The organism is Pseudomonas sp. PDM24 (assembly GCF_019218905.1).
GTDB lineage: Bacteria > Pseudomonadota > Gammaproteobacteria > Pseudomonadales > Pseudomonadaceae > Aquipseudomonas.
Genome location: NZ_JAHUWR010000001.1, coordinates 640,480 through 660,476 on the forward strand (window position 1 = coordinate 640,480; position 19,997 = coordinate 660,476).

Annotated in this window: 17 protein-coding genes; all 17 read right to left on the reverse strand. The window is 60.1% G+C overall.

Features of this window, described 5'->3' with window-relative positions:
* Positions 1–6 precede the first annotated feature (6 nt).
* A complete protein-coding gene (gene nuoM / locus KW837_RS02960; protein ID WP_123493768.1) occupies positions 7–1,539 on the reverse strand; it encodes an NADH-quinone oxidoreductase subunit M in 1,533 nt (510 codons plus the stop codon).
* Between the two features lie 39 nt (positions 1,540–1,578).
* Positions 1,579–3,432 (reverse strand): NADH-quinone oxidoreductase subunit L, encoded by a 1,854-nt coding sequence (gene nuoL / locus KW837_RS02965; RefSeq protein WP_218394436.1) that lies wholly within the window; start codon positions 3,430–3,432, stop codon positions 1,579–1,581.
* A complete protein-coding gene (gene nuoK, locus KW837_RS02970) occupies positions 3,429–3,737 on the reverse strand; it encodes an NADH-quinone oxidoreductase subunit NuoK (RefSeq protein ID WP_133838688.1) in 309 nt (102 codons plus the stop codon). The genes nuoL and nuoK overlap by 4 nt, the downstream gene beginning before the upstream one ends.
* A 2-nt stretch (positions 3,738–3,739) precedes the next feature.
* Positions 3,740–4,243: an NADH-quinone oxidoreductase subunit J gene (nuoJ, locus tag KW837_RS02975; RefSeq protein ID WP_095631557.1), complete on the reverse strand. Its 504-nt coding sequence runs from the start codon at positions 4,241–4,243 to the stop codon at positions 3,740–3,742.
* Between the two features lie 9 nt (positions 4,244–4,252).
* Positions 4,253–4,798 (reverse strand): NADH-quinone oxidoreductase subunit NuoI, encoded by a 546-nt coding sequence (gene nuoI, locus KW837_RS02980; RefSeq protein ID WP_008014903.1) that lies wholly within the window; start codon positions 4,796–4,798, stop codon positions 4,253–4,255.
* Between the two features lie 12 nt (positions 4,799–4,810).
* Positions 4,811–5,818, reverse strand: a complete 1,008-nt coding sequence (nuoH, locus tag KW837_RS02985; protein WP_218394437.1) for an NADH-quinone oxidoreductase subunit NuoH — start codon at positions 5,816–5,818, stop codon at positions 4,811–4,813.
* A complete protein-coding gene (nuoG, locus tag KW837_RS02990) occupies positions 5,815–8,529 on the reverse strand; it encodes an NADH-quinone oxidoreductase subunit NuoG (protein ID WP_218394438.1) in 2,715 nt (904 codons plus the stop codon). The genes nuoH and nuoG overlap by 4 nt, the downstream gene beginning before the upstream one ends.
* Positions 8,530–8,666: 137 nt before the next feature.
* Positions 8,667–10,022, reverse strand: a complete 1,356-nt coding sequence (nuoF, locus tag KW837_RS02995; protein WP_008014896.1) for an NADH-quinone oxidoreductase subunit NuoF — start codon at positions 10,020–10,022, stop codon at positions 8,667–8,669.
* Entirely contained in the window at positions 10,019–10,516 is a 498-nt protein-coding gene (nuoE, locus tag KW837_RS03000) for an NADH-quinone oxidoreductase subunit NuoE (RefSeq protein WP_007905058.1), read from the reverse strand. The genes nuoF and nuoE overlap by 4 nt, the downstream gene beginning before the upstream one ends.
* Positions 10,517–10,518: 2 nt before the next feature.
* A complete protein-coding gene (gene nuoC / locus KW837_RS03005; RefSeq protein WP_008014895.1) occupies positions 10,519–12,303 on the reverse strand; it encodes an NADH-quinone oxidoreductase subunit C/D in 1,785 nt (594 codons plus the stop codon).
* A 72-nt stretch (positions 12,304–12,375) separates the two neighbouring features.
* Positions 12,376–13,050 (reverse strand): NADH-quinone oxidoreductase subunit B family protein, encoded by a 675-nt coding sequence (locus KW837_RS03010; protein WP_007905053.1) that lies wholly within the window; start codon positions 13,048–13,050, stop codon positions 12,376–12,378.
* 10 nt (positions 13,051–13,060) lie between these two features.
* Entirely contained in the window at positions 13,061–13,474 is a 414-nt protein-coding gene (locus KW837_RS03015) for an NADH-quinone oxidoreductase subunit A (protein WP_007905050.1), read from the reverse strand.
* 622 nt (positions 13,475–14,096) lie between these two features.
* The gene (gene aceA, locus KW837_RS03020; RefSeq protein ID WP_095631551.1) at positions 14,097–15,422 is read right to left on the reverse strand and encodes an isocitrate lyase; all 1,326 of its coding nucleotides are present in this window, start codon (positions 15,420–15,422) and stop codon (positions 14,097–14,099) included.
* Positions 15,423–15,934: 512 nt separating this feature from the next.
* Positions 15,935–16,696, reverse strand: coding sequence for a secretin N-terminal domain-containing protein (locus KW837_RS03025; protein ID WP_218394439.1), 762 nt, complete (start codon positions 16,694–16,696; stop codon positions 15,935–15,937).
* Positions 16,697–16,909: 213 nt separating this feature from the next.
* Positions 16,910–17,335, reverse strand: coding sequence for a GNAT family N-acetyltransferase (locus tag KW837_RS03030; RefSeq protein WP_123493776.1), 426 nt, complete (start codon positions 17,333–17,335; stop codon positions 16,910–16,912).
* Positions 17,328–18,497: a cupin domain-containing protein gene (locus tag KW837_RS03035; protein ID WP_123493778.1), complete on the reverse strand. Its 1,170-nt coding sequence runs from the start codon at positions 18,495–18,497 to the stop codon at positions 17,328–17,330. Before KW837_RS03035 ends, KW837_RS03030 begins: the two co-directional genes overlap by 8 nt.
* An 86-nt stretch (positions 18,498–18,583) precedes the next feature.
* Positions 18,584–19,954, reverse strand: coding sequence for an adenylosuccinate lyase (gene purB, locus KW837_RS03040; protein ID WP_218394442.1), 1,371 nt, complete (start codon positions 19,952–19,954; stop codon positions 18,584–18,586).
* Between the last annotated feature and the right edge of the window lie 43 nt (positions 19,955–19,997).

Below are 19,997 nucleotides of genomic sequence, written 5' to 3' on the forward strand. Positions count from 1 at the left end.
GCGCTCTTACCGGGCCGAAGCGAGTTGAGTGAAGGCGGTGCCGAGCCACTGCTGCACGCCATGCATCGTCGCGGCAGAGGTATCGAGGAACGGTTGCGGGTACACGCCGATGTAAATCAGCAGCGCCGCAAGCCCAACCACCATGATCAGTTCGCGACCGTCCATGCCATGCAGCACCGCGTCCGATTTCGACGGGCCGAAGAAGGCACGGTGGACCATGATCAGCGAGTAGACCGAACCGAACACCAGGCCGGATGTGGCGATCACGGTGACCCATGGCGCGCTGGCGAAGGTGCCGATCAGGATCAGGAACTCACCGACAAAGTTACCGGTCGCCGGCAAGCCCAGGGACGCGGCGGCGAAGAACAGGCTGAGGGCCGGCAGGTAGGCAATCTTCGACCACAGGCCACCCATCTCACGCATATCGCGGGTGTGGGTACGCTCGTACAGCTGACCGGAGAGGATAAAGAGTGCCGCGGCCGACAGACCGTGCGCCAGCATCTGCATCACTGCGCCCTGCAGCGCCAGTTGGCTGCCGGAGTAGATGCCGATCAACACGAAGCCCATGTGGGAAACGGACGAGAAGGCGATCAGACGCTTGATGTCGGTTTGTGCGAAAGCCAGGAAGGCACCGTAGAAGATCCCGATCAGACCCAGAGTCATGGCGAACGGCGCGAACTCGGCCGAGGCATTCGGGAACAGCGGCAGGGCGAAACGCAGCAGGCCATACGCCGCAGTCTTCAACAAGATACCGGCCAGGTCCACGGAACCCGCGGTCGGCGCCTGGGCGTGAGCGTCAGGCAACCAGGAGTGGAACGGTACGACTGGCAGCTTGACCGCGAAGGCGATGAAGAAGCCGAGCATCAGGATGTACTCGGTGGTCGTCGACATCTTGGTTTTCAACAGATCGGCGTAGTTGAAGGTAATCACGCCAGTGTCGTTGAAGTTGACCAGTACCAGGCCCAGGATCGCCACCAACATGATCAGGCCGGAAGCCTGAGTGAAGATGAAGAACTTGGTCGCCGCGTAGATCCGGGTTTTCTTGCCGTCCGAAGAACTGTGACCCCAGAGCGCGATGAGGAAGTACATCGGCACCAGCATCATTTCCCAGAAGAAGAAGAACATGAACAGGTCGAGGGCGAGGAACACGCCAACGACACCGCCCAGGATCCACATCAGGTTCAGGTGGAAGAAGCCCACATGACGCTGGATCTCTTTCCACGAGCAGAGTACCGAGAGGACACCCAGCAGGCCGGTCAGCAGGATCATCAACAGCGACAGGCCGTCGAGGGCCAGGTGCACGTTGATGCCGAAGCGCTGGATCCAGACGTGCTTGAACTCAATCGCCCAGGTCGGATCGGCGCCAGGCGCCGGTGCAAATGAATAGTCACCGTTGGCCCACAGCCAGAGGCCGAGGGAGAGCAGCAGGGACATGGTGATCAGCGCAATCCAGCGGGGGAGGGTGGCGCCGAAGCGCTCACCCATCCAGCACAGCAGGCCGCCGATGAAGGGGATCAGGATTAGCCAGGGCAGAATCATGACGGGCTCGTTTCCTTTCGCAAGTTCGCAAGGTTCATATCAGACCGCTACCAGCACGACGGCGCCGATTACCAGCACGGCACCAGCAGCCATCGAGGCGGCATACCAACGCAATTGACCGGTCTCGGTGCGGCTCAGGGCGGTGTGACCGCCTTTGGCCATACGCGGGATCAGACCGATGGTCTGGTCGAGCGGGTCTTTGCGCAGAATGTGGCTGATCGCAAGGTAAGGCTTGACGAACAGTTTGTCGTAGATCCAGTCGAAGCCCCAGGCAGCGAACCACCAGGCCGAAAGGAAGCGGCCGACGCCGCTGTTGGCGATGGCGGTGACGAAGCGGCGCTTGCCGAGGAACAGCAGCGCGGCCAGCAGGATACCAGCCAGGGCGATGGCGCCCGAGGCGATTTCCAGACTGTGCTTGGCTTCGCCGCCGGCATGGCCGACGCTCTGTGGCAGTACACCGTGCAGCGGCGGAACGATCATCGCGCCGACGAACGTCGACAGTACGATCAGCACCGACAGTGGCAGCCAGTGAGCAATGCCGTGACCGGCATGCGCTTCAGTCTTCGCTTCACCGTGGAACGCGATGAAGATCAGGCGGAAGGTGTACAGCGAGGTCATGAAGGCACCGACCAGACCGGCATAAAGCAGACCCTGGTTACCGCTGGCGAACGCTTCCCAAAGGATTTCATCCTTGGAGTAGAAGCCCGCAGTCACCAGAGGCAAGGCCGCCAGGGCCGCGCCGCCGACGATGAAGCTGGCGTAGGCCAGTGGCAGTTTCTTCCACAGGCCGCCCATCTTGAAGATGTTCTGCTCGTGGTGGCAGGCAACGATCACCGAACCGGATGCAAGGAACAGCAGCGCCTTGAAGAAGGCGTGGGTCATCAGGTGGAAGATCGCGCCGTCCCACGCACCTACGCCGAGCGCCAGGAACATGTAGCCGATCTGGCTCATGGTCGAGTAGGCGAGGATACGTTTGATGTCGGTCTGCACCAGTGCGGCAAAACCTGCCAGCACCAGCGTCACGCCACCCACAACACCCACCAGGTGCAGAATGTCCGGCGCCAGGGCGAACAGACCGTGGGTACGGGCGATCAGGTAGACACCGGCGGTCACCATGGTCGCGGCGTGGATCAGTGCCGAAACCGGAGTCGGGCCGGCCATCGCATCCGCCAGCCAGGTTTGCAGCGGCAGTTGCGCGGATTTACCGACAGCGCCGCCCAGCAGCATCAGGGTCGCCAGAACGATCCAGAAGTCGCCGGCCTTGAAGTGCTCAGGCGCCTTGACCAGCAGTTCCTGGATGTTCAGCGTGCCCAACTGTTGGAACAGGATGAACAGGCCGATGGCCATGAACACGTCGCCGACGCGGGTCACGATGAAGGCTTTGAGTGCCGCGTTACCGTTGTTGCGGTTGCTGTAGTAGAAACCGATCAACAGGTACGAGCACAGGCCCACGCCTTCCCAGCCGAAGTACACGAACAGCAGGTTATCGGCCAGGACCAGGAACAGCATGCTGGCGATAAACAGGTTGGTGTAAGCGAAGAAGCGCGAGTAACCGGCTTCACCACGCATGTACCAGGACGCGAACAGGTGGATCAGGAAGCCCACGCCCACCACCACGCCGAGCATGGTCACAGACAGGCCGTCCAGGTAGAGGGTGAAGGTCGGCGTAAAGCCTTCCACCGCCATCCATTGCCACAGCATCTGGGTGTAGTGACCACCTTCCGGTGGCGCAACATTGAACTGCCAGATCACATAGGCCGCGACGATCGCTGACAGGCCGATGGAACCGACGCCGATCAGCGCCGAGAGGTTTTCCGAGAGGCGTCCCCGGGAGAACGCCAGCAGCACAAAACCGATCAGGGGGAGCAGGAAAGTCAAATAGAGAAGGTTCATCCGCGCATCTCGCTGGCAGCGTCGATATCGAGAGTGTGGAAGCGGCGATACAGCTGCAACAGAATCGCCAGGCCAATACTGGCCTCGGCGGCTGCAAGGCTGATCACCAGGATGAACATGATCTGTCCATCCGGTTGACCCCAGCGGCTACCGGCAACGATGAACGCCAACGCGGAGGCATTCATCATGACCTCCAGGCTCATCAGCACGAAGAGAATGTTGCGCCGGACCATCAGGCCGACCAGACCGAGGCAGAACAGGATGCCGGCAACCGCCAGACCATGCTCCATAGGGATAGCAGGCATCGTCATTGCTCCTTGGCTTCGTTGCGGCCCAAGTGGAATGCCGTAACCGCTGCGGCGAGCAGCAGCATCGAGGCGAGTTCGACCACCAGCAGATACGGACCGAACAGGCTGATGCCCACGGCCTTGGCGTCTACGGTGGTGTGGCCGATGGCCTGACCGCTGGCATCGCTGAACAGCACATACAGCAGTTCAACCAGCAGCAGGGCGCCGAGTGCGACCGGGCCCAGCCAGATGCCGGGCTTGAGCCAGACGCGCTCTTGCTGAACCGAGGCCGGGCCCAGGTTCAGCATCATCACCACGAACACGAACAGCACCATGATGGCGCCGGCGTAGGCGATCACTTCCAGTACACCGGCAAACGGTGCGCCGAGGGCGAAGAACGTCATGGCCACGGCGATCAGCGAAATGATCAGGTAGAGCAGGGCGTGCACGGGGTTGGTGTTGGTGATCACGCGAAGCGTGGACACAACAGCGATACCCGATGCGAAATAGAAAGCGAATTCCATCTTTCTTCCTTAAGGCAGCAAGCTCTTCACGTTGATCGGCTGGGCTTCATTCTGCGCGGCGCCTTTAGGCTTACCGGCAATCGCCATACCTGCAACACGATAGAAGTTGTAATCAGGGTTTTTGCCGGGGCCGGAGATCAGCAGATCTTCTTTCTCGTACACCAGGTCCTGACGTTTGAACTCGGCCATTTCGAAATCCGGTGTCAGCTGGATCGCGGTGGTCGGGCAGGCTTCCTCGCAGAGGCCGCAGAAAATGCAGCGCGAGAAGTTGATGCGGAAGAAGTCCGGGTACCAGCGACCGTCTTCGGTTTCAGCTTTCTGCAGCGAGATGCAACCGACCGGGCACGCCACGGCGCACAGGTTGCAGGCTACACAACGTTCTTCGCCGTCGGGGTCGCGGGTCAGCACGATACGGCCACGGAAGCGCGGCGGCAGGTACACCGCCTCTTCCGGGTATTGCAGCGTGTCGCGCTTGCGGAAGGCGTGGCCGAAGATCATCACCAGGCTGCGAAGCTGGGTGAAGAAGCCATGCACGATGTCAAAAATGTACTTCATGATTCTCTATCCTCACTGAGCCGCGACGGCGGGCGTGTTGAGCAACACGACCGCAGCGGTCACCAGCATGTTGACGAGGGTCAGCGGCAGGCAGAACTTCCAGCTGAAATCCATCACTTGGTCATACCGTGGGCGCGGAATCGAGGCGCGCAGCAGGATGAAGAACATGATGAAGAACGCGGTTTTCAGTGCGAACCAGATGAACGGGATCTGCGGCAGAATGCCGAACGGACCGTGCCAGCCACCGAAGAACAAGGTCACCAGCAGCGCCGAAATCAGCACGATGCCGATGTACTCACCGACGAAGAACATGCCCCATTTCATGCCGGCGTATTCAATGTGGTAACCGTCGGCCAGTTCCTGTTCCGCTTCCGGCTGGTCGAACGGGTGACGGTGAGTCACGGCGACGCCAGCGATGAAGAAAGTCAGGAAACCGAAGATCTGCGGAATGACGAACCACAGGTTCTGCGCCTGGTATTCAACGATGTCGCGCATGTTGAACGAGCCGACCTGGATCACGATGCCCATCAGCGACAGGCCCATGAACACTTCGTACGACACGGTTTGTGCCGAGGCCCGCAAGCTGCCCAACAGGGCGAACTTGTTGTTACTCGACCAGCCGGCGAACAGCACCGCGTAGACCGACAGACCGGCCATGGCGAAGAAGAACAGGATGCCGATGTTGATATCCGCCACGCCCCAGGTCGGGGTGATCGGGATGATCGCGAAGGCAATCAGCAAGGCGCTCATGGCCACGACCGGCGCCAACGTGAAGATCACTTTGTCGGCGAACGGCGGGGTCCAGTCTTCCTTGAAGAACATCTTGATCATGTCGGCGGCGATCTGGAACGCGCCGAACGGGCCGACGCGGTTCGGACCGTAACGGTCCTGCCAGAGGGCGAGCAGACGACGCTCGACCCAGCTCAGCAGCGCGCCGCACACCACCACGGCGAGCAGAATCATGATGGCCTTGAGGACCGCGATGATTACGTCGATCACTTCAGGAGTGAACCAGGTCATAGCGCTGCCTCCTGCAGACCGTCAACGGATTTGCCGAAGATCGCTGGCGGAATACCGGCGATACCGGCCGGCAAGGCGACCAGACCGGCGCCCAGCTCTTCGTTGATACGCAGCGGCAGACGCAGGGTCTGGCCAGCCACGTTCAGGCTCAGCAGGGCACCGTCATTGACGCCCAGACGATCGGCTTCGGACTTGGCCAGCGACAGGTAAGGGGCTGGAATGCGTTCCTGGACCGGAGCGGCTTTGGAAGAGTTCTCTTCGCTGCCGAACAGGTGGAAGAACGGCACGACCTGCCAGGTGCCCGGAGCCGGGTTGAACGCGCGCGGAACACTGGCGAACCAGTTCAGCGAATCACCGGTGCTTTCGATCAGGCGAGTGCCCGGGTCGCCAGCGCGGATGTGACCACCGACTTCGTCCTGGAACTTGTTCCAGGCTTGCGGCGAGTTCCAGCCCGGAGACCAGGCGAATGGTACTTGCTGACGCGGTTCGACCGAGCCCGAGTAACCTTCCATGGAGAACGAGAACGCGGTGTCGTTGTCCTGGGAAGTACGCGGTTCGTGCACGCTGATGTCGGCGCGCATGGCAGTCCGGCCGCTGTAACGCAGCGGTTCGCGAGCCAGTTTCAGGCCTTTGATGCGGAACGCGGCGGACGGTGCGGCATCGACGATGCGCGCCAGTTGCGGCTTGCTCGCAGCAACGGCAGCGGTGACGTGATCCAGTTGGGTCCAGTCGATCGGCTGGTTCAGCAGGGTCGAACGCAGGGCATGCAGCCAGCGCCAGCCTTCGTGAACCAGAATGCTTGCGTCGAGGTAAGTCGGGTCGAAGACCTGGAAGAAACGCTGGGCGCGGCCTTCCTGGCTGACCAGCGTACCGTCGCCTTCAGCGAAGCTGGCAGCTGGCAGCACCAGGTGCGCGCGATCGCTGGTGGCGGTCTTCTGATGGTCCGCCACGATTACCACTTTCGCGGCATTCAGGGCAGCATCGACCTTAGCTTTGTCGGTACGGGTGTACAGATCGTTTTCCAGCACGACGATGGCGTCGGCCTTACCGTCGATCACCGCTTGCAGGGCTGCGTCGACCGAGTCACCACCGAGCATGGCCAGGCCGAGGCTGTTGGCCTCTGGCACGATCAGGCTGATGGAACCGTTCTTCTCGCGCAGCTTCAGGGCCTTGGCGATGTTCGCTGCAGCTTCGATCAGCGCCTTGGAACCCAGCGAGGTACCGGCAATGATCAACGGACGCTTGGCAGCGAGCAGGGCGTTGGCGATGCGCTGAGCCAGTTCAAGGGCTTCAGCGTCCAGGCCTTCAACGGCCGGCGCGCTGGCATCGAGGGCGTGAGCCACGGCGAAACCGATGCGGGCCAGGTCGTCTGGAGCGGCGTGAACGCATTCTTCAGCCACGTCGTCGAGCTTGGTTTCAGCCAGGCTGGCGATGAATAGCGGGTTCAGCGCGTGCTGACCGATGTTCTTCACTGCGGCATCGAGCCATGGCTGAACGCGCATGGCGTCGGCCATGTCTTCGGCCTTGCCCTTGACCGATTGACGCAGGGCCAGGGCCATGCGCGCAGCAGTCTGGGTCAGGTCTTCGCCGAGGACGAAAATCGCATCGTGATCTTCGATGTCGCGCATGTTCGGGATCGGCAGCGGGCTGTCTTTGAGCACCTGCACAACCAGGCGAATGCGCTCAAGTTCAGCGGCTTCGATGCCGGAGTAGAAGTGCTCGGCGCCAACCAGTTCAAGCAACGCGTAGTTGCTTTCGAGGCTGGCGCGTGGCGAACCGATACCGACGATGTTGCGACCGCGCAGCAGGTCAGCGGCTTTATCCAGTGCTTCGTCCAGGCCCAGCTTGGCGCCGTTGGCCAGCAGTGGCTGACGCGGGCGGTCTTCGCGGTTGACGTAGCCATAGCCGAAACGGCCACGGTCGCACAGGAAGTACTGGTTCACCGAACCGTTGAAACGGTTTTCGATGCGACGCAGTTCGCCGTAACGCTCGCCCGGGGAAATGTTGCAACCGCTGGAGCAGCCATGGCAGATGCTCGGCGAGAACTGCATGTCCCACTTACGGTTGTAGCGCTCGGAGTGAGTCTTGTCGGTGAACACACCGGTCGGGCAGACCTCGGTGAGGTTGCCGGAGAACTCGCTTTCGAGGGTGCCGTCTTCAACGCGCCCGAAGTACACGTTGTCGTGGGCGCCGAATACACCGAGGTCGGTGCCGCCGGCGTAGTCTTTATAGAAGCGCACGCAGCGATAGCAAGCGATGCAGCGGTTCATTTCGTGGGAAATGAACGGCCCCAGTTGCTGGTTCTGGTGAGTACGCTTGGTGAAGCGATAGCGGCGCTCGTTGTGGCCGGTCATCACTGTCATGTCTTGCAGGTGGCAGTGACCGCCTTCCTCACAGACCGGGCAGTCGTGAGGGTGGTTGGTCATCAGCCATTCGACGACGCTGGCGCGAAACACTTTCGCTTCTTCGTCGTCGATGGAGATCCAGCTGCCGTCGGTGGCGGGGGTCATGCAGGACATGACGATCCGACCACGCTTGTCGTTCTCGTCGGTGTACTGCTTGACCGCGCACTGGCGGCAAGCGCCAACGCTGCCAAGGGCTGGGTGCCAGCAGAAATAAGGGATATCGAGGCCTAGCGACAGACACGCCTGTAACAGGTTGTCTGCCCCATCGACTTCGAGCTCTTTGCCGTCTACGTGGATAGTGGCCATGGTTCAAAGTTCTTCGTTGGCCCGGTGTCAGCGGGCGTGGCTAATGGAATCTTGTTATTCGTGTGAATCAACACAGCCGTTTACGGCGTCATCACACGACAAAGCGAAGGGCACGGACCCTTCGCTTTTTTAAGCGTTTACGCGCCGACTACGATCGGCTTTGCCAGAGGCGGGACGACGGCGCTGGTAGGCGCGATGCCGGCTTCGAACTCATGGCGGAAGTATTTGATGGCGCTGCCCAACGGCTCCACGGCACCCGGTGCGTGTGCACAGAAGGTCTTGCCCGGGCCGAGGAAACCGACCAGACCCAGCAGGGTCTCGATATCGCCGGCTTGGCCTTCACCGTTCTCGATCGCGCGCAGCAGCTTGACGCTCCACGGCAGACCGTCACGGCATGGGGTGCAGAAGCCACAGGATTCGCGGGAGAAGAACTCTTCCATGTTGCGCAGCAACGACACCATGTTGACGCTGTCGTCCACCGCCATGGCCAGGCCGGTACCCATACGGGTGCCCACTTTGGCGATGCCGCCGGCATACATTTGTGCGTCCAGGTGTTCCGGCAACAGGAATCCGGTACCGGCGCCGCCTGGCTGCCAGCACTTGAGCTTGTAACCGTCGCGCATGCCGCCGGCGTAGTCTTCGAACAACTCGCGACCGGTGACGCCGAACGGCAATTCCCACAGGCCCGGGTTCTTGACCTTGCCGGAGAAGCCCATGAGCTTGGTGCCCATGTCTTCGCTGCCTTCGCGGGCCAACGATTTGTACCAGTCCACGCCGTCGGCAATGATCGCCGGCACGTTGCACAGGGTTTCAACGTTGTTCACGCAAGTCGGCTTGCCCCACACGCCCACGGCGGCAGGGAAGGGCGGCTTGGAGCGCGGGTTGGCGCGGCGGCCTTCGAGGGAGTTGATCAGTGCGGTTTCTTCACCGCAGATGTAACGCCCGGCGCCGGTGTGGACGAACAGTTCGAAATCGAAGCCGCTGCCCAGGATGTTTTTACCCAGCAGGCCTGCTGCCTTGGCTTCTTCCACGGCACGGTTGAGGTGCTTGGCGGCGGTGGTGTATTCGCCACGCAGGAAGATGTAGCCACGGTAGGTTTTCAGCGCGCGAGCACTGATCAGCATGCCTTCGATCAGCAGATGGGGCAGTTGCTCCATCAGCATGCGGTCTTTCCAGGTGTTCGGCTCCATCTCATCCGCGTTGCACAGCAGGTAGCGGATGTTGATGGATTCGTCCTTGGGCATCAGGCCCCACTTCACGCCCGTGGGGAAGCCTGCACCGCCGCGGCCCTTGAGGCCGGAGTCTTTCACGGTCTGGACGATGTCGTCCTGGGCCATGTCGGCGAAGGCCTTGCGCGCAGCGGCGTAACCGTTCTTGGCCTGGTACTCGTCGAGCCATACGGCTTCGCCGTCGTCACGCAGACGCCAGGTGAGCGGGTGAGTCTCGGCCGAACGCTTGATGCGGTTGGCTGGACCGAAGGAAGTCAGGGTCATACGTAGCCCTCGAGCAATTTGGCAACACCGGCAGGCTGCACATCACCGAACGTGTCGTCGTCGATCATCAACGCCGGCGCCTTGTCGCAGTTGCCGAGGCAGCAGACCGGCAGCAGGGTGAAACGACCGTCGGCGGTGGTCTGACCCAGGCCGATGCCCAGCTTGCTCTGGATTTCGCTGACCACCGACTCGTGGCCGCCGATGTAGCAGACCATGCTGTCGCAGACGCGAATGATGTGACGGCCCACAGGCTGACGGAAGATCTGGCTGTAGAACGTCGCCACGCCTTCAACGTCGCTGGCCGGGATGCCGAGGATCTCGCCGATGGCGTAGAGCGCGCCGTCAGGCACCCAGCCACGTTCCTTCTGGACGATCTTCAGGGCTTCGATCGACGCCGCGCGCGGGTCTTCGTAGTGATGCAGCTCATGCTCGATGGCCGAGCGCTCGGTTTCGCTCAGGGCGAAACGGTCTGTCAGGATAAGCGTGCTGTTCATGCTTAACGGTCCACGTCGGCCATAACGAAATCGATACTACCCAGGTACGCGATCAAGTCCGCGACCATGCTGCCTTTGATCACCGAAGGGATCTGCTGCAGATGCGGGAAGCTTGGAGTACGAATCCGGGTGCGGTAGCTCATGGTGCCGCCATCGCTCGTCAGGTAATAACTGTTGATGCCCTTGGTCGCTTCGATCATCTGGAAGGATTCGTTGGCCGGCATGACCGGGCCCCACGAAACTTGCAGGAAGTGCGTGATCAGGGTCTCGATGTGTTGCAGCGTGCGCTCTTTGGGTGGCGGCGTGGTCAGCGGGTGATCCGCCTTGTACGGGCCTTCCGGCATGTTGCGCATGCACTGCTCGATGATCTTGAGGCTCTGGCGCATTTCTTCGACGCGAACGATGCAACGGTCGTAGGCATCGCCATTGGCCGCCAGCGGGATTTCGAATTCGAAGTTTTCGTAGCCGGAGTAAGGGCGAGCCTTACGCAGGTCGAAATCGCAACCGGTGGAACGCAGGCCGGCACCGGTGACGCCCCATTCCAGGGCTTCCTTGGTGTTGTAGGCGGCGACGCCGATGGTCCGGCCACGCAGGATGCTGTTGTCCAGTGCGGCTTTCTGGTATTCGTCCAGACGCTTGGGCATCCACTCGACGAAATCCTTGACCAGTTTTTCCCAGCCGCGCGGCAGGTCGTGAGCGACGCCACCGATGCGGTACCAGGCCGGGTGCAGACGGAAACCGGTGATGGCTTCGATCACCGTGTACGCCTTCTGGCGGTCGGTGAAGGTGAAGAACACCGGGGTCATGGCGCCGACGTCCTGGATGTAAGTCCCCAGGAACAGCAGGTGGCTGGTGATCCGGAAGAACTCGGCCATCATGATGCGGATGACGTCGACCTTCTCGGGCACCTTGATGCCGGCCAGCTTCTCGACCGAGAGCACATACGGCAGGTTGTTCATCACGCCGCCGAGGTAGTCGATACGGTCGGTGTACGGAATGAAGCTGTGCCAGGACTGACGCTCGGCCATCTTCTCGGCACCACGGTGGTGGTAACCGACGTCCGGCACGCAGTCGACGATCTCTTCACCGTCCAGCTGCAGAATGATGCGGAACGCACCGTGCGCCGAAGGGTGGTTGGGACCCAGGTTGAGGAACATGTAGTCCTCGTTCGCACCGGAACGCTTCATGCCCCAGTCTTCAGGCTTGAAGCGCGCGGCTTCTTCCTCAAGCTGTTGCTTGGCCAGGGTCAGGCTGAACGGGTCGAACTCGGTGGCGCGGGCCGGGAAGTCCTTGCGCAACGGGTGACCTTCCCAGGTCGGCGGCATCATGATGCGGGTCAGGTGCGGGTGACCGGCAAAGTTGATGCCGTACATGTCCCACACTTCACGCTCGTACCAGTTGGCGTTCGGCCACAGACCGGTCACGGTCGGCACGCTGAGGTCGCTCTCGGACAAGGCGACCTTGATCATTACGTCACTATTACGTTCGATCGACATCAAGTGATAGAACACAGTGAAGTCGGCGCCGCTTGGCAGCCCTTGACGCTTGGTGCGCAGACGCTCGTCCACGCCGTGCAGGTCATAGAGCATGACGTACGGCTTGGGCAGGTTACGCAGGAAGGTCAGGACTTCGACGAGTTTGGCGCGGGCAACCCAAAGCACCGGCATGCCGGTGCGGGTCGGCTGGGCGGTGAACGCCTCCGGGCCAAAACGATTGTTCAGTTCGACGACCACATCCTGGTCGTCTGCCTTGTAAGGCGGGATGTACAGAGCACTGCCTGTAGTCATGGTTATTTATCGCTTTCGGTCAACGTAAAGAATGAAGCCAGTTTCTCGTTTCTTTGTAAGAACAGATCTGGATCAGACTTCGTCGGGGCTGCGCAGGTTGGTTACCTGAATACGCTGTTCGCGGCGCTTTTCCTTTTCGGAAGGCATCTCGGCGCGATAGACGCCTTGATCACCAACGACCCAGGAAAGTGGACGACGCTCCTGGCCAATCGACTCCTGCAACAGCATCAAGCCTTGCAGAAAAGCTTCAGGGCGGGGCGGGCAGCCAGGCACGTAGACGTCCACGGGCAGGAACTTGTCCACCCCTTGAACGACGGAGTAGATGTCGTACATGCCACCGGAGTTGGCGCACGAACCCATGGAGATGACCCATTTAGGCTCGAGCATTTGCTCGTAGAGACGCTGAATGATCGGCGCCATCTTGATGAAGCAGGTACCGGCGATAACCATGAAATCCGCCTGACGCGGCGATGCCCGGATAACCTCGGCGCCAAAGCGCGCGATGTCGTGGGGCGCCGTGAAGGCGGTGGTCATTTCCACGTAGCAGCACGAAAGACCGAAGTTATACGGCCACAGGGAGTTCTTGCGCCCCCAGTTGATCGTGCCGTTGAGCACGTCTTCGAGCTTGCCCATGAAAATGTTTTTGTGGACTTGATCTTCTAACGGATCGGAAACGGTTTCCCGTTTGCCAATCGGATACTGCTCGTTAGGAGCATCGGGGTCGATCCTGGTGAGATTGTATTGCATTGCCAAAGCCTCATTGTTTCAGCTTCGCTTGCCGCTTGCGCCGAGCTTCCGGAGCCCAGTCAAGGGCACCCACTCGGAATAGGTAGACAAGACCTGCCAACAGAATTGCTATGAAAACGAGAGCTTCGACGAATCCGGTCCAGCCGCTTTCGCGGACGGACACAGACCAGGCAAAGAGAAAAAGGGCTTCGATATCGAAGATCACGAAGAGCATCGCGACCAGATAGAATTTGGCTGAGAGCCGCAAGCGGGCGCCACCTGTAGGTAGCATGCCGGACTCGAACGGTTCGTTTTTGCTGCGGCCCCAGGCTTTTGACCCGAGGAGGCTGGAGACGCCGAGCATGAAGGCGCAAAGGCCGCCGACACCCAGAAGGAAAATGGCAAAGCCCCAGTTGTGGGCCATGAGTCCGGTCGCTTCGGGCATGCTGGAAATCCTTAACAGAGAGCAAAGGTCTCTGAGCTTGAAAAGAAACAAAGCAGTGACGATATGTCGCAGCAATCAATCGCGGTGATTTTATGGCTAAACACCGAGCAAGTAAAATTCAGATAGCGAAATTATTTACAAGAATAAGGACATAGCGTGCCTCCAAAGCCCTGTAGCCCATGCCGCTCGGGCATTAGCGGGGGTTTTGTCAAATATGTTTTGTAGGGAACGTAACGAACATACTTGCCGCTAAATGATAATCAATATTATTTGTCGCGCTTTTCAAACTGTTTAACAGGTGAGTGGCTGGGAAGTTGTCTTATATGCGCGTTACTGCAAGTAGCAGGCGCCCCCGTTTTACCCTCTTTTTCTGGTCGCGACACCGCTCTGGATCAATGTTTTTGTCCGCCTGAGTCTGTAGGAGCGAGGCTTGCCCGCGAAGAATGCGCTGCGGTTTTTCAGGCATACCGCGTCATCGTTCTTCGCGGGCAAGCCTCGCTCCTACAGAGGAGAGGGGAATCGCAGGCAAAAAAACGCCCCGAACCAGTCGGGGCGTCAGATGTGCAGCGCTGCGGTTAGCTTTTATTCGGTCCGCAACGGCCGTTTACTCAGATGAAGCAGATCAGTGGAACTGTTCTTCTTCGGTCGAACCGGTCAGCGCGGTCACCGAGGACGTGCCACCTTGAATTACGGTGGTCATGTCGTCGAAGTAGCCGGTGCCCACTTCCTGCTGGTGAGCCACGAAGGTGTAACCCTTGGCAGCGTCAGCGAACTCTTGCTCTTGCAGCTTCACGTAGGCAGTCATGTCGTTGCGGGCGTAGTCGTGCGCCAGGTTGAACATGCTGTGCCACATGTTGTGAATGCCGGCCAGGGTGATGAACTGGTGCTTGTAACCCATGGCGGACAGTTCGCGCTGGAACTTGGCGATGGTCGCGTCGTCCAGGTTTTTCTTCCAGTTGAAGGAAGGCGAGCAGTTGTACGACAGCAGTTGGTCCGGGTATTCCTTTTTGATCGCTTCAGCGAAGCGACGTGCTTCTTCCAGATCCGGCTTGGCGGTTTCGCACCAGATCAGGTCGGCGAACGGTGCGTAGGCCAGGCCGCGAGCGATGGCCTGGTCGAGACCGGCGCGTACTTTGTAGAAGCCTTCCTGGGTGCGTTCGCCAGTCACGAATGGCTGGTCATACGGGTCGCAATCGGAAGTCAGCAAGTCGGCTGCGTTGGCGTCGGTACGGGCCAGGATGATGGTCGGTGTACCGGCAACGTCAGCTGCCAGACGAGCAGCAGTCAGCTTCTGCACAGCTTCCTGGGTAGGAACCAGTACCTTGCCGCCCATGTGGCCGCATTTTTTCACGGAAGCCAGTTGGTCTTCGAAGTGAACGCCGGCGGCGCCTGCTTCGATCATGCTCTTCATCAACTCGTAAGCGTTCAGTACGCCACCGAAGCCGGCTTCAGCGTCAGCCACGATCGGTGCGAAGTAGTCGATGTAGCCTTCGTCGCCCGGGTTCTTGCCGGCTTTCCACTGGATCTGGTCAGCGCGACGGAACGAGTTGTTGATGCGCTTGACCACGGTTGGAACCGAATCCACCGGGTACAGCGACTGATCCGGGTACATCGATTCGGCGGAGTTGTTGTCCGCAGCTACTTGCCAGCCCGACAGGTAGATCGCCTGGATACCGGCCTTGACTTGTTGCACAGCCTGGCCGCCGGTCAGGGCGCCCATGCAGTTGACGAAATCTTTCTCAGGACGGAAGGACGGCTTGGCACCCTGGGTGACCAGGTTCCAAAGCTTCTCGGCGCCCATTTTTGCAAAGGTGTGCTCAGGTTGAACCGAGCCACGCAGACGGACGACGTCAGCAGCGGAGTAATTGCGTGTCACGCCTTTCCAGCGCGGGTTTTCAGCCCAATCTTTTTCGAGGGCTGCAATTTGCTGTTCGCGTGTCAGTGCCATGGAGATAAACCTCGTCGCGTCTTTGATAAAAAGTCGTTCTTGGTGGAAATTCCTGCTCCAGCCAGATAACGCATTTTAAAGGGGCGTAAAAGGCTGCTCGCTGACCAGAAGCTTAGGTGGTCAAGTCGGATTCGGCGGGGATGGCGACGGGATGAACGATGGGCTCGAGGGGAAGTGAGCAGGTAAGGGCGAACTGGCGAGCGCATTCGGGCGTCGTGGGCCTTGGTGCGAACTTCAGTGTGGAGCCGGGTTACCTAATTACGCTTCCGTCCCTCGGGACAACTTCGTTCCAGTCGGCAACCTCGTCAAACACACCTTGTGGGCGGTACAGACACGAATCGGCTCGCGGGGTAGGTGCGAACAGCGACTCGAAAGCCCTTGCCAGGGCCTCTGATTAGCGGGAGCGAGGCCATCATGCCTTTGCTTTTTTGGCTCGTCAAACGTTTTGTAGTGCTTTTTTTCAAGCACTACATCTTTAGTCTAATACGACTAATCAGTCAGTTTTTGGTGGTTTAGTCCAAAGTATCGACTTTCACCCGCAGGGTCATGTCGTCCCGGCCCTGAGTCGAGTAGCTGCGGGTCTGGCCCTGTTTGTCGGCCTGAGTCTGGCGGTTCACGCCAGCCAGGGTGATCCATTCACCCAGTCGACCCGTGACAGTTGTGTCGGTACTTTGCACATTCACTACATCGGGACGTTCCTGGCTCATCCGGTCACGGTTGGTACTGATTGCCAGATGAACGATGTCGCCGGTGACGCTCGCGGTGACGTAGAAGCCTTGGGTGACATTGCGGTATTCGGTCTGGCTGCGCAGGTCGCCATAGCTGTCAGTCTGGGTGCTGGTGAGCGGCACGCTCTGGCCGACCTGGATCAGCGCGGGTGTGCCTTCGCTGGCCTGAACCTGCTGGATACCGCCGTCGCGGCTGTCGGTGCTGCGGTTGATGATGCGAGTCTGGCTCGGCTTGGCACCGTTCACCGAATAACCCTGATCACCCTGGAAGTTGTTTTCGTTGGTATCGACGGTGATCAGCAAGCGCTTGGCGGCCACATCGAGTTGGCTGATCAAGGCCTTAAGTTCGTCGATCTTGCGCTGTTCTGCGTTGACGATGAGCTGATTGCCATAGGCGCTGACCTGGCCGTCCTTGCCGATGAAATTCTGCGCCACCGGCAGCAGGTCGGCGCTGGTGCGATAGTTCAGGGGCACGATCTCGGTGGCGGCCATGACCGAAAAACTGCAGGTCAGCAGCAGTGTTGTGAGCAGGGTGCGTAGGGACATATCCGTTATCTCCGGCCTTTAAAGTCTTGATATTGCCAGTTTGTCGGCCCGTGGTGGGGCAAGTTGAATCGTAGACAGCAAAACGCCCCGGCATCGGTTGATGGCGGGGCGTTTTGGGGTCTTCTTCAGGGCCTCTTCGCGGGCAAGCCTCGCTCCTACGGTACGCGAATACCTGTAGGAGCGAGGCTTGCCCGCGAAGGCTTCACCTCGGTCTCAAACCGAATGCCGCACCATGTCCACATGCGGAATCCCGGCTTCCAGGAACTCCTCACTGACCATGCTGAAACCCAAGCGCTCATAGAACGCCGTGGCCTGCACTTGCGCGCTCAGCATCTGCTGCTTCAGCCCGCGCTTCTCGGCTTCACCGATCACCGCTTGCATCAGCGCATCGCCGACTTTCAAGCCGCGCCAGTCCTTCAGTACCGACACCCGACCGATGTGACCATCTGGCAACAGCCGAGCGGTGCCGATTGGGAAGTCGCCTTCAAAGGCCAGAAAGTGGACTGCCGTTGCGTCATCAGCATCCCATTCCAGCTCAGGCGGAACGGATTGCTCGGCGATGAACACCGTCTCACGAATGCGCCGGATCTCGGCGTTGTCCTTCTGCCAGTCTGCGACACGTACGTGAATTTTATTCATCAGCAAACCCCAGGCTGCCTTGCTTGACCAACTCGCACAGCAGGCCGCGACCGTCTTCGTCGTTCAGCCACTCGCCAAGGTTGTCGGTATGCAGGGAGTCGGCGGCGCAGATCATTTTCAGCAGCTCGCGCAGTTTGCCCGGCAGGTAACGGCTCTGGCCGCTGGCGAACAGCAAAAGATCATCATCGACTTCAGACCAGGCCAGGCGCGCGCTCGGGTTGCGGATCAGGATCGCGCCTTGCTCGAGGCTGGCGAGCAGGTCCTCTTCTTCGACCTCTTCCGGGCCCACCACCAGCTCCGGGTAGCGCGGCTCGGTCATGAACTGGCCGAACCAGGTCAGCAGCAAGCGCTCGTCGCTCATATGCTCGGCCAGCAAGCTTTTCAGGCGATCGAGGGCGTCGTGCTGGATCTGATGAGGATCGACCGCCGGCAGGGCGTCGGCGTCGGTGTAACGCTCTTCGTCCGACAGGAACTGGCTGAGGAAATCGGTGAAGTGGGTCAGCACTTCAGAGGCGCTTGGTGCGCGGAAACCGACCGAGTAAGTCAGGCAGTTGTCAACGGCCACACCGCAGTGAGCCAGACGCGGCGGCAAGTAGAGCATGTCTCCTGGTTCCAGCACCCATTCGTCGGTGGCGTCGAAATCAGCGAGGATGCGCAAGTCGGCGTGTTGCAGCAGCTTGCTCTCGGAATCGCACATCTGGCCGATTTTCCAGTTGCGCTTGCCGTGACCCTGCAGCAGGAACACATCGTAGTTGTCGAAGTGCGGGCCAACACTGCCACCCGGGGCGGCGAAGCTGATCATCACATCGTCGACGCGCCAGCTCGGCAGGAAGCGGAAGTTCTCCAGCAGCTCAGCGACCTCCGGCACGAACTGGTCGACCGCTTGAACCAGCAGGGTCCAGTCACGTTCCGGCAGTTTGCTGAATTCGTCTTCGGCGAACGGACCACGGCGCAATTCCCAAGGACGCTCGCCGTTCTCGATCACCAGGCGCGATTCGACTTCTTCTTCCAGCGCAAGGCCGGCCAGTTCGTCGGCGTCGATCGGGCTTTCGAAATCAGGGATCGCCTGACGGATCAGCAGGGGTTTTTTCTGCCAGTAGTCACGCAGGAATTCGCGCGCCGTGATGCCGCCCAGAAGTTGAAGAGGAATATCAGGATTCATGTGTAACCTATTGAAAAAAAGCACTTTTCAGACGGGAATAAAAACGCCCGGCGCTGCCGGGCGTCTCAAACGGGTAAAGCGGTCGATCAGATGCGTTTGGCTTGCGCTACAGCGTTGCCGATGTAGTTGGCCGGGGTGAGCAGTTTCAGCTCGGCCTTGGCTTGCGCAGGCATGTCCAGGCCGTCGATGAAGGTCTGCAGCGCTTCAGGGCTGATGCCCTTGCCGCGAGTGAGCTCTTTCAATTTCTCGTACGGGTTTTCGATGTTGTAGCGGCGCATCACAGTCTGGATCGGCTCGGCCAATACTTCCCAGCACGCGTCCAGGTCAGCAGCAATCTTCTGCTGGTTGAGCTCCAGCTTGCTGATGCCTTTGAGGCTGGCTTCGTAGGCGATCACGCTGTGGGCGAAGCCGACACCGAGGTTGCGCAGTACGGTGGAGTCGGTCAGGTCACGCTGCCAGCGGGAGATCGGCAGCTTGCTCGCCAGGTGCTGGAACAGTGCGTTGGCGATACCCAGGTTGCCTTCGGAGTTTTCGAAGTCAATCGGGTTGACCTTGTGCGGCATGGTCGAGGAACCGATTTCGCCAGCGATGGTGCGCTGTTTGAAATAACCCAGGGAGATGTAGCCCCAGATGTCGCGGTCGAAGTCGATCAGGATGGTGTTGAAGCGCGCGATCGCGTCGAACAGCTCGGCGATGTAGTCGTGCGGTTCGATCTGCGTGGTGTACGGGTTGAAGCCCAGGCCCAGCTCGTCTTCGATGAAGGCGCGGGCGTTGGCTTCCCAGTCGATCTCAGGGTAGGCCGACAGGTGAGCGTTGTAGTTGCCGACAGCGCCGTTGATCTTGCCCAGCAGCGGAACGGCGGCGACTTGGGCGATCTGACGCTCCAGACGGTAAACCACGTTCGCCAGCTCTTTGCCCAGGGTGGTCGGCGAAGCCGGTTGACCGTGGGTGCGCGACAGCATCGGCACGTCGGCAAAGCGGATGGCCAGTTCGCGGATGGCGTTAGCGGTCTGGCGCATCAGCGGCAGCATCACGTCATCACGGCCTTCGCGCAGCATCAGGGCATGGGACAGGTTGTTGATGTCCTCGCTGGTGCAGGCAAAGTGGATGAATTCACTGACCTTGGCCAGTTCCGGCAGCTTGGCCGCCTGCTCTTTGAGCAGGTATTCAATGGCTTTGACGTCGTGGTTGGTGGTGCGCTCGATCTCTTTGACGCGCTCGGCGTGCTCCAGAGAGAAGTTTTCCGCCAAGGTGTTCAACACCGCGTTGGCTTCGGCAGAGAACGCCGGCACTTCGCTGATGGCAGGGTGAGCGGCCAGGCGCTGGAGCCAGCGCACTTCAACCAGAACGCGAGCACGGATCAGGCCGTATTCGCTGAAAATCGGGCGCAGGGCCTGGGTTTTGCCGGCGTAGCGGCCGTCAACAGGGGAAACCGCAGTGAGCGAAGAGAGCTGCATGGGGTGTTCTCGGACAGTCGGGCAACGAAATGGGGCGCGTATC

Excerpts from the sequence above, each read along its gene's own strand:
- nuoM (WP_123493768.1), bottom strand. The coding sequence starts at position 1,539 with ATGATTCTGCCCTGGCTAATCCTGATCCCCTTCATCGGCGGCCTGCTG.
- nuoL (WP_218394436.1), bottom strand. The coding sequence starts at position 3,432 with ATGAACCTTCTCTATTTGACTTTCCTGCTCCCCCTGATCGGTTTTGTG.
- nuoK (WP_133838688.1), bottom strand. The coding sequence starts at position 3,737 with ATGCCTGCTATCCCTATGGAGCATGGTCTGGCGGTTGCCGGCATCCTG.
- nuoJ (WP_095631557.1), bottom strand. The coding sequence starts at position 4,243 with ATGGAATTCGCTTTCTATTTCGCATCGGGTATCGCTGTTGTGTCCACG.
- nuoI (WP_008014903.1), bottom strand. The coding sequence starts at position 4,798 with ATGAAGTACATTTTTGACATCGTGCATGGCTTCTTCACCCAGCTTCGC.
- nuoH (WP_218394437.1), bottom strand. The coding sequence starts at position 5,818 with ATGACCTGGTTCACTCCTGAAGTGATCGACGTAATCATCGCGGTCCTC.
- nuoG (WP_218394438.1), bottom strand. The coding sequence starts at position 8,529 with ATGGCCACTATCCACGTAGACGGCAAAGAGCTCGAAGTCGATGGGGCA.
- nuoF (WP_008014896.1), bottom strand. The coding sequence starts at position 10,022 with ATGACCCTGACTTCCTTCGGTCCAGCCAACCGCATCAAGCGTTCGGCC.
- nuoE (WP_007905058.1), bottom strand. The coding sequence starts at position 10,516 with ATGAACAGCACGCTTATCCTGACAGACCGTTTCGCCCTGAGCGAAACC.
- nuoC (WP_008014895.1), bottom strand. The coding sequence starts at position 12,303 with ATGACTACAGGCAGTGCTCTGTACATCCCGCCTTACAAGGCAGACGAC.
- KW837_RS03010 (WP_007905053.1), bottom strand. The coding sequence starts at position 13,050 with ATGCAATACAATCTCACCAGGATCGACCCCGATGCTCCTAACGAGCAG.
- KW837_RS03015 (WP_007905050.1), bottom strand. The coding sequence starts at position 13,474 with ATGCCCGAAGCGACCGGACTCATGGCCCACAACTGGGGCTTTGCCATT.
- aceA (WP_095631551.1), bottom strand. The coding sequence starts at position 15,422 with ATGGCACTGACACGCGAACAGCAAATTGCAGCCCTCGAAAAAGATTGG.
- KW837_RS03025 (WP_218394439.1), bottom strand. The coding sequence starts at position 16,696 with ATGTCCCTACGCACCCTGCTCACAACACTGCTGCTGACCTGCAGTTTT.
- KW837_RS03030 (WP_123493776.1), bottom strand. The coding sequence starts at position 17,335 with ATGAATAAAATTCACGTACGTGTCGCAGACTGGCAGAAGGACAACGCC.
- KW837_RS03035 (WP_123493778.1), bottom strand. The coding sequence starts at position 18,497 with ATGAATCCTGATATTCCTCTTCAACTTCTGGGCGGCATCACGGCGCGC.
- purB (WP_218394442.1), bottom strand. The coding sequence starts at position 19,954 with ATGCAGCTCTCTTCGCTCACTGCGGTTTCCCCTGTTGACGGCCGCTAC.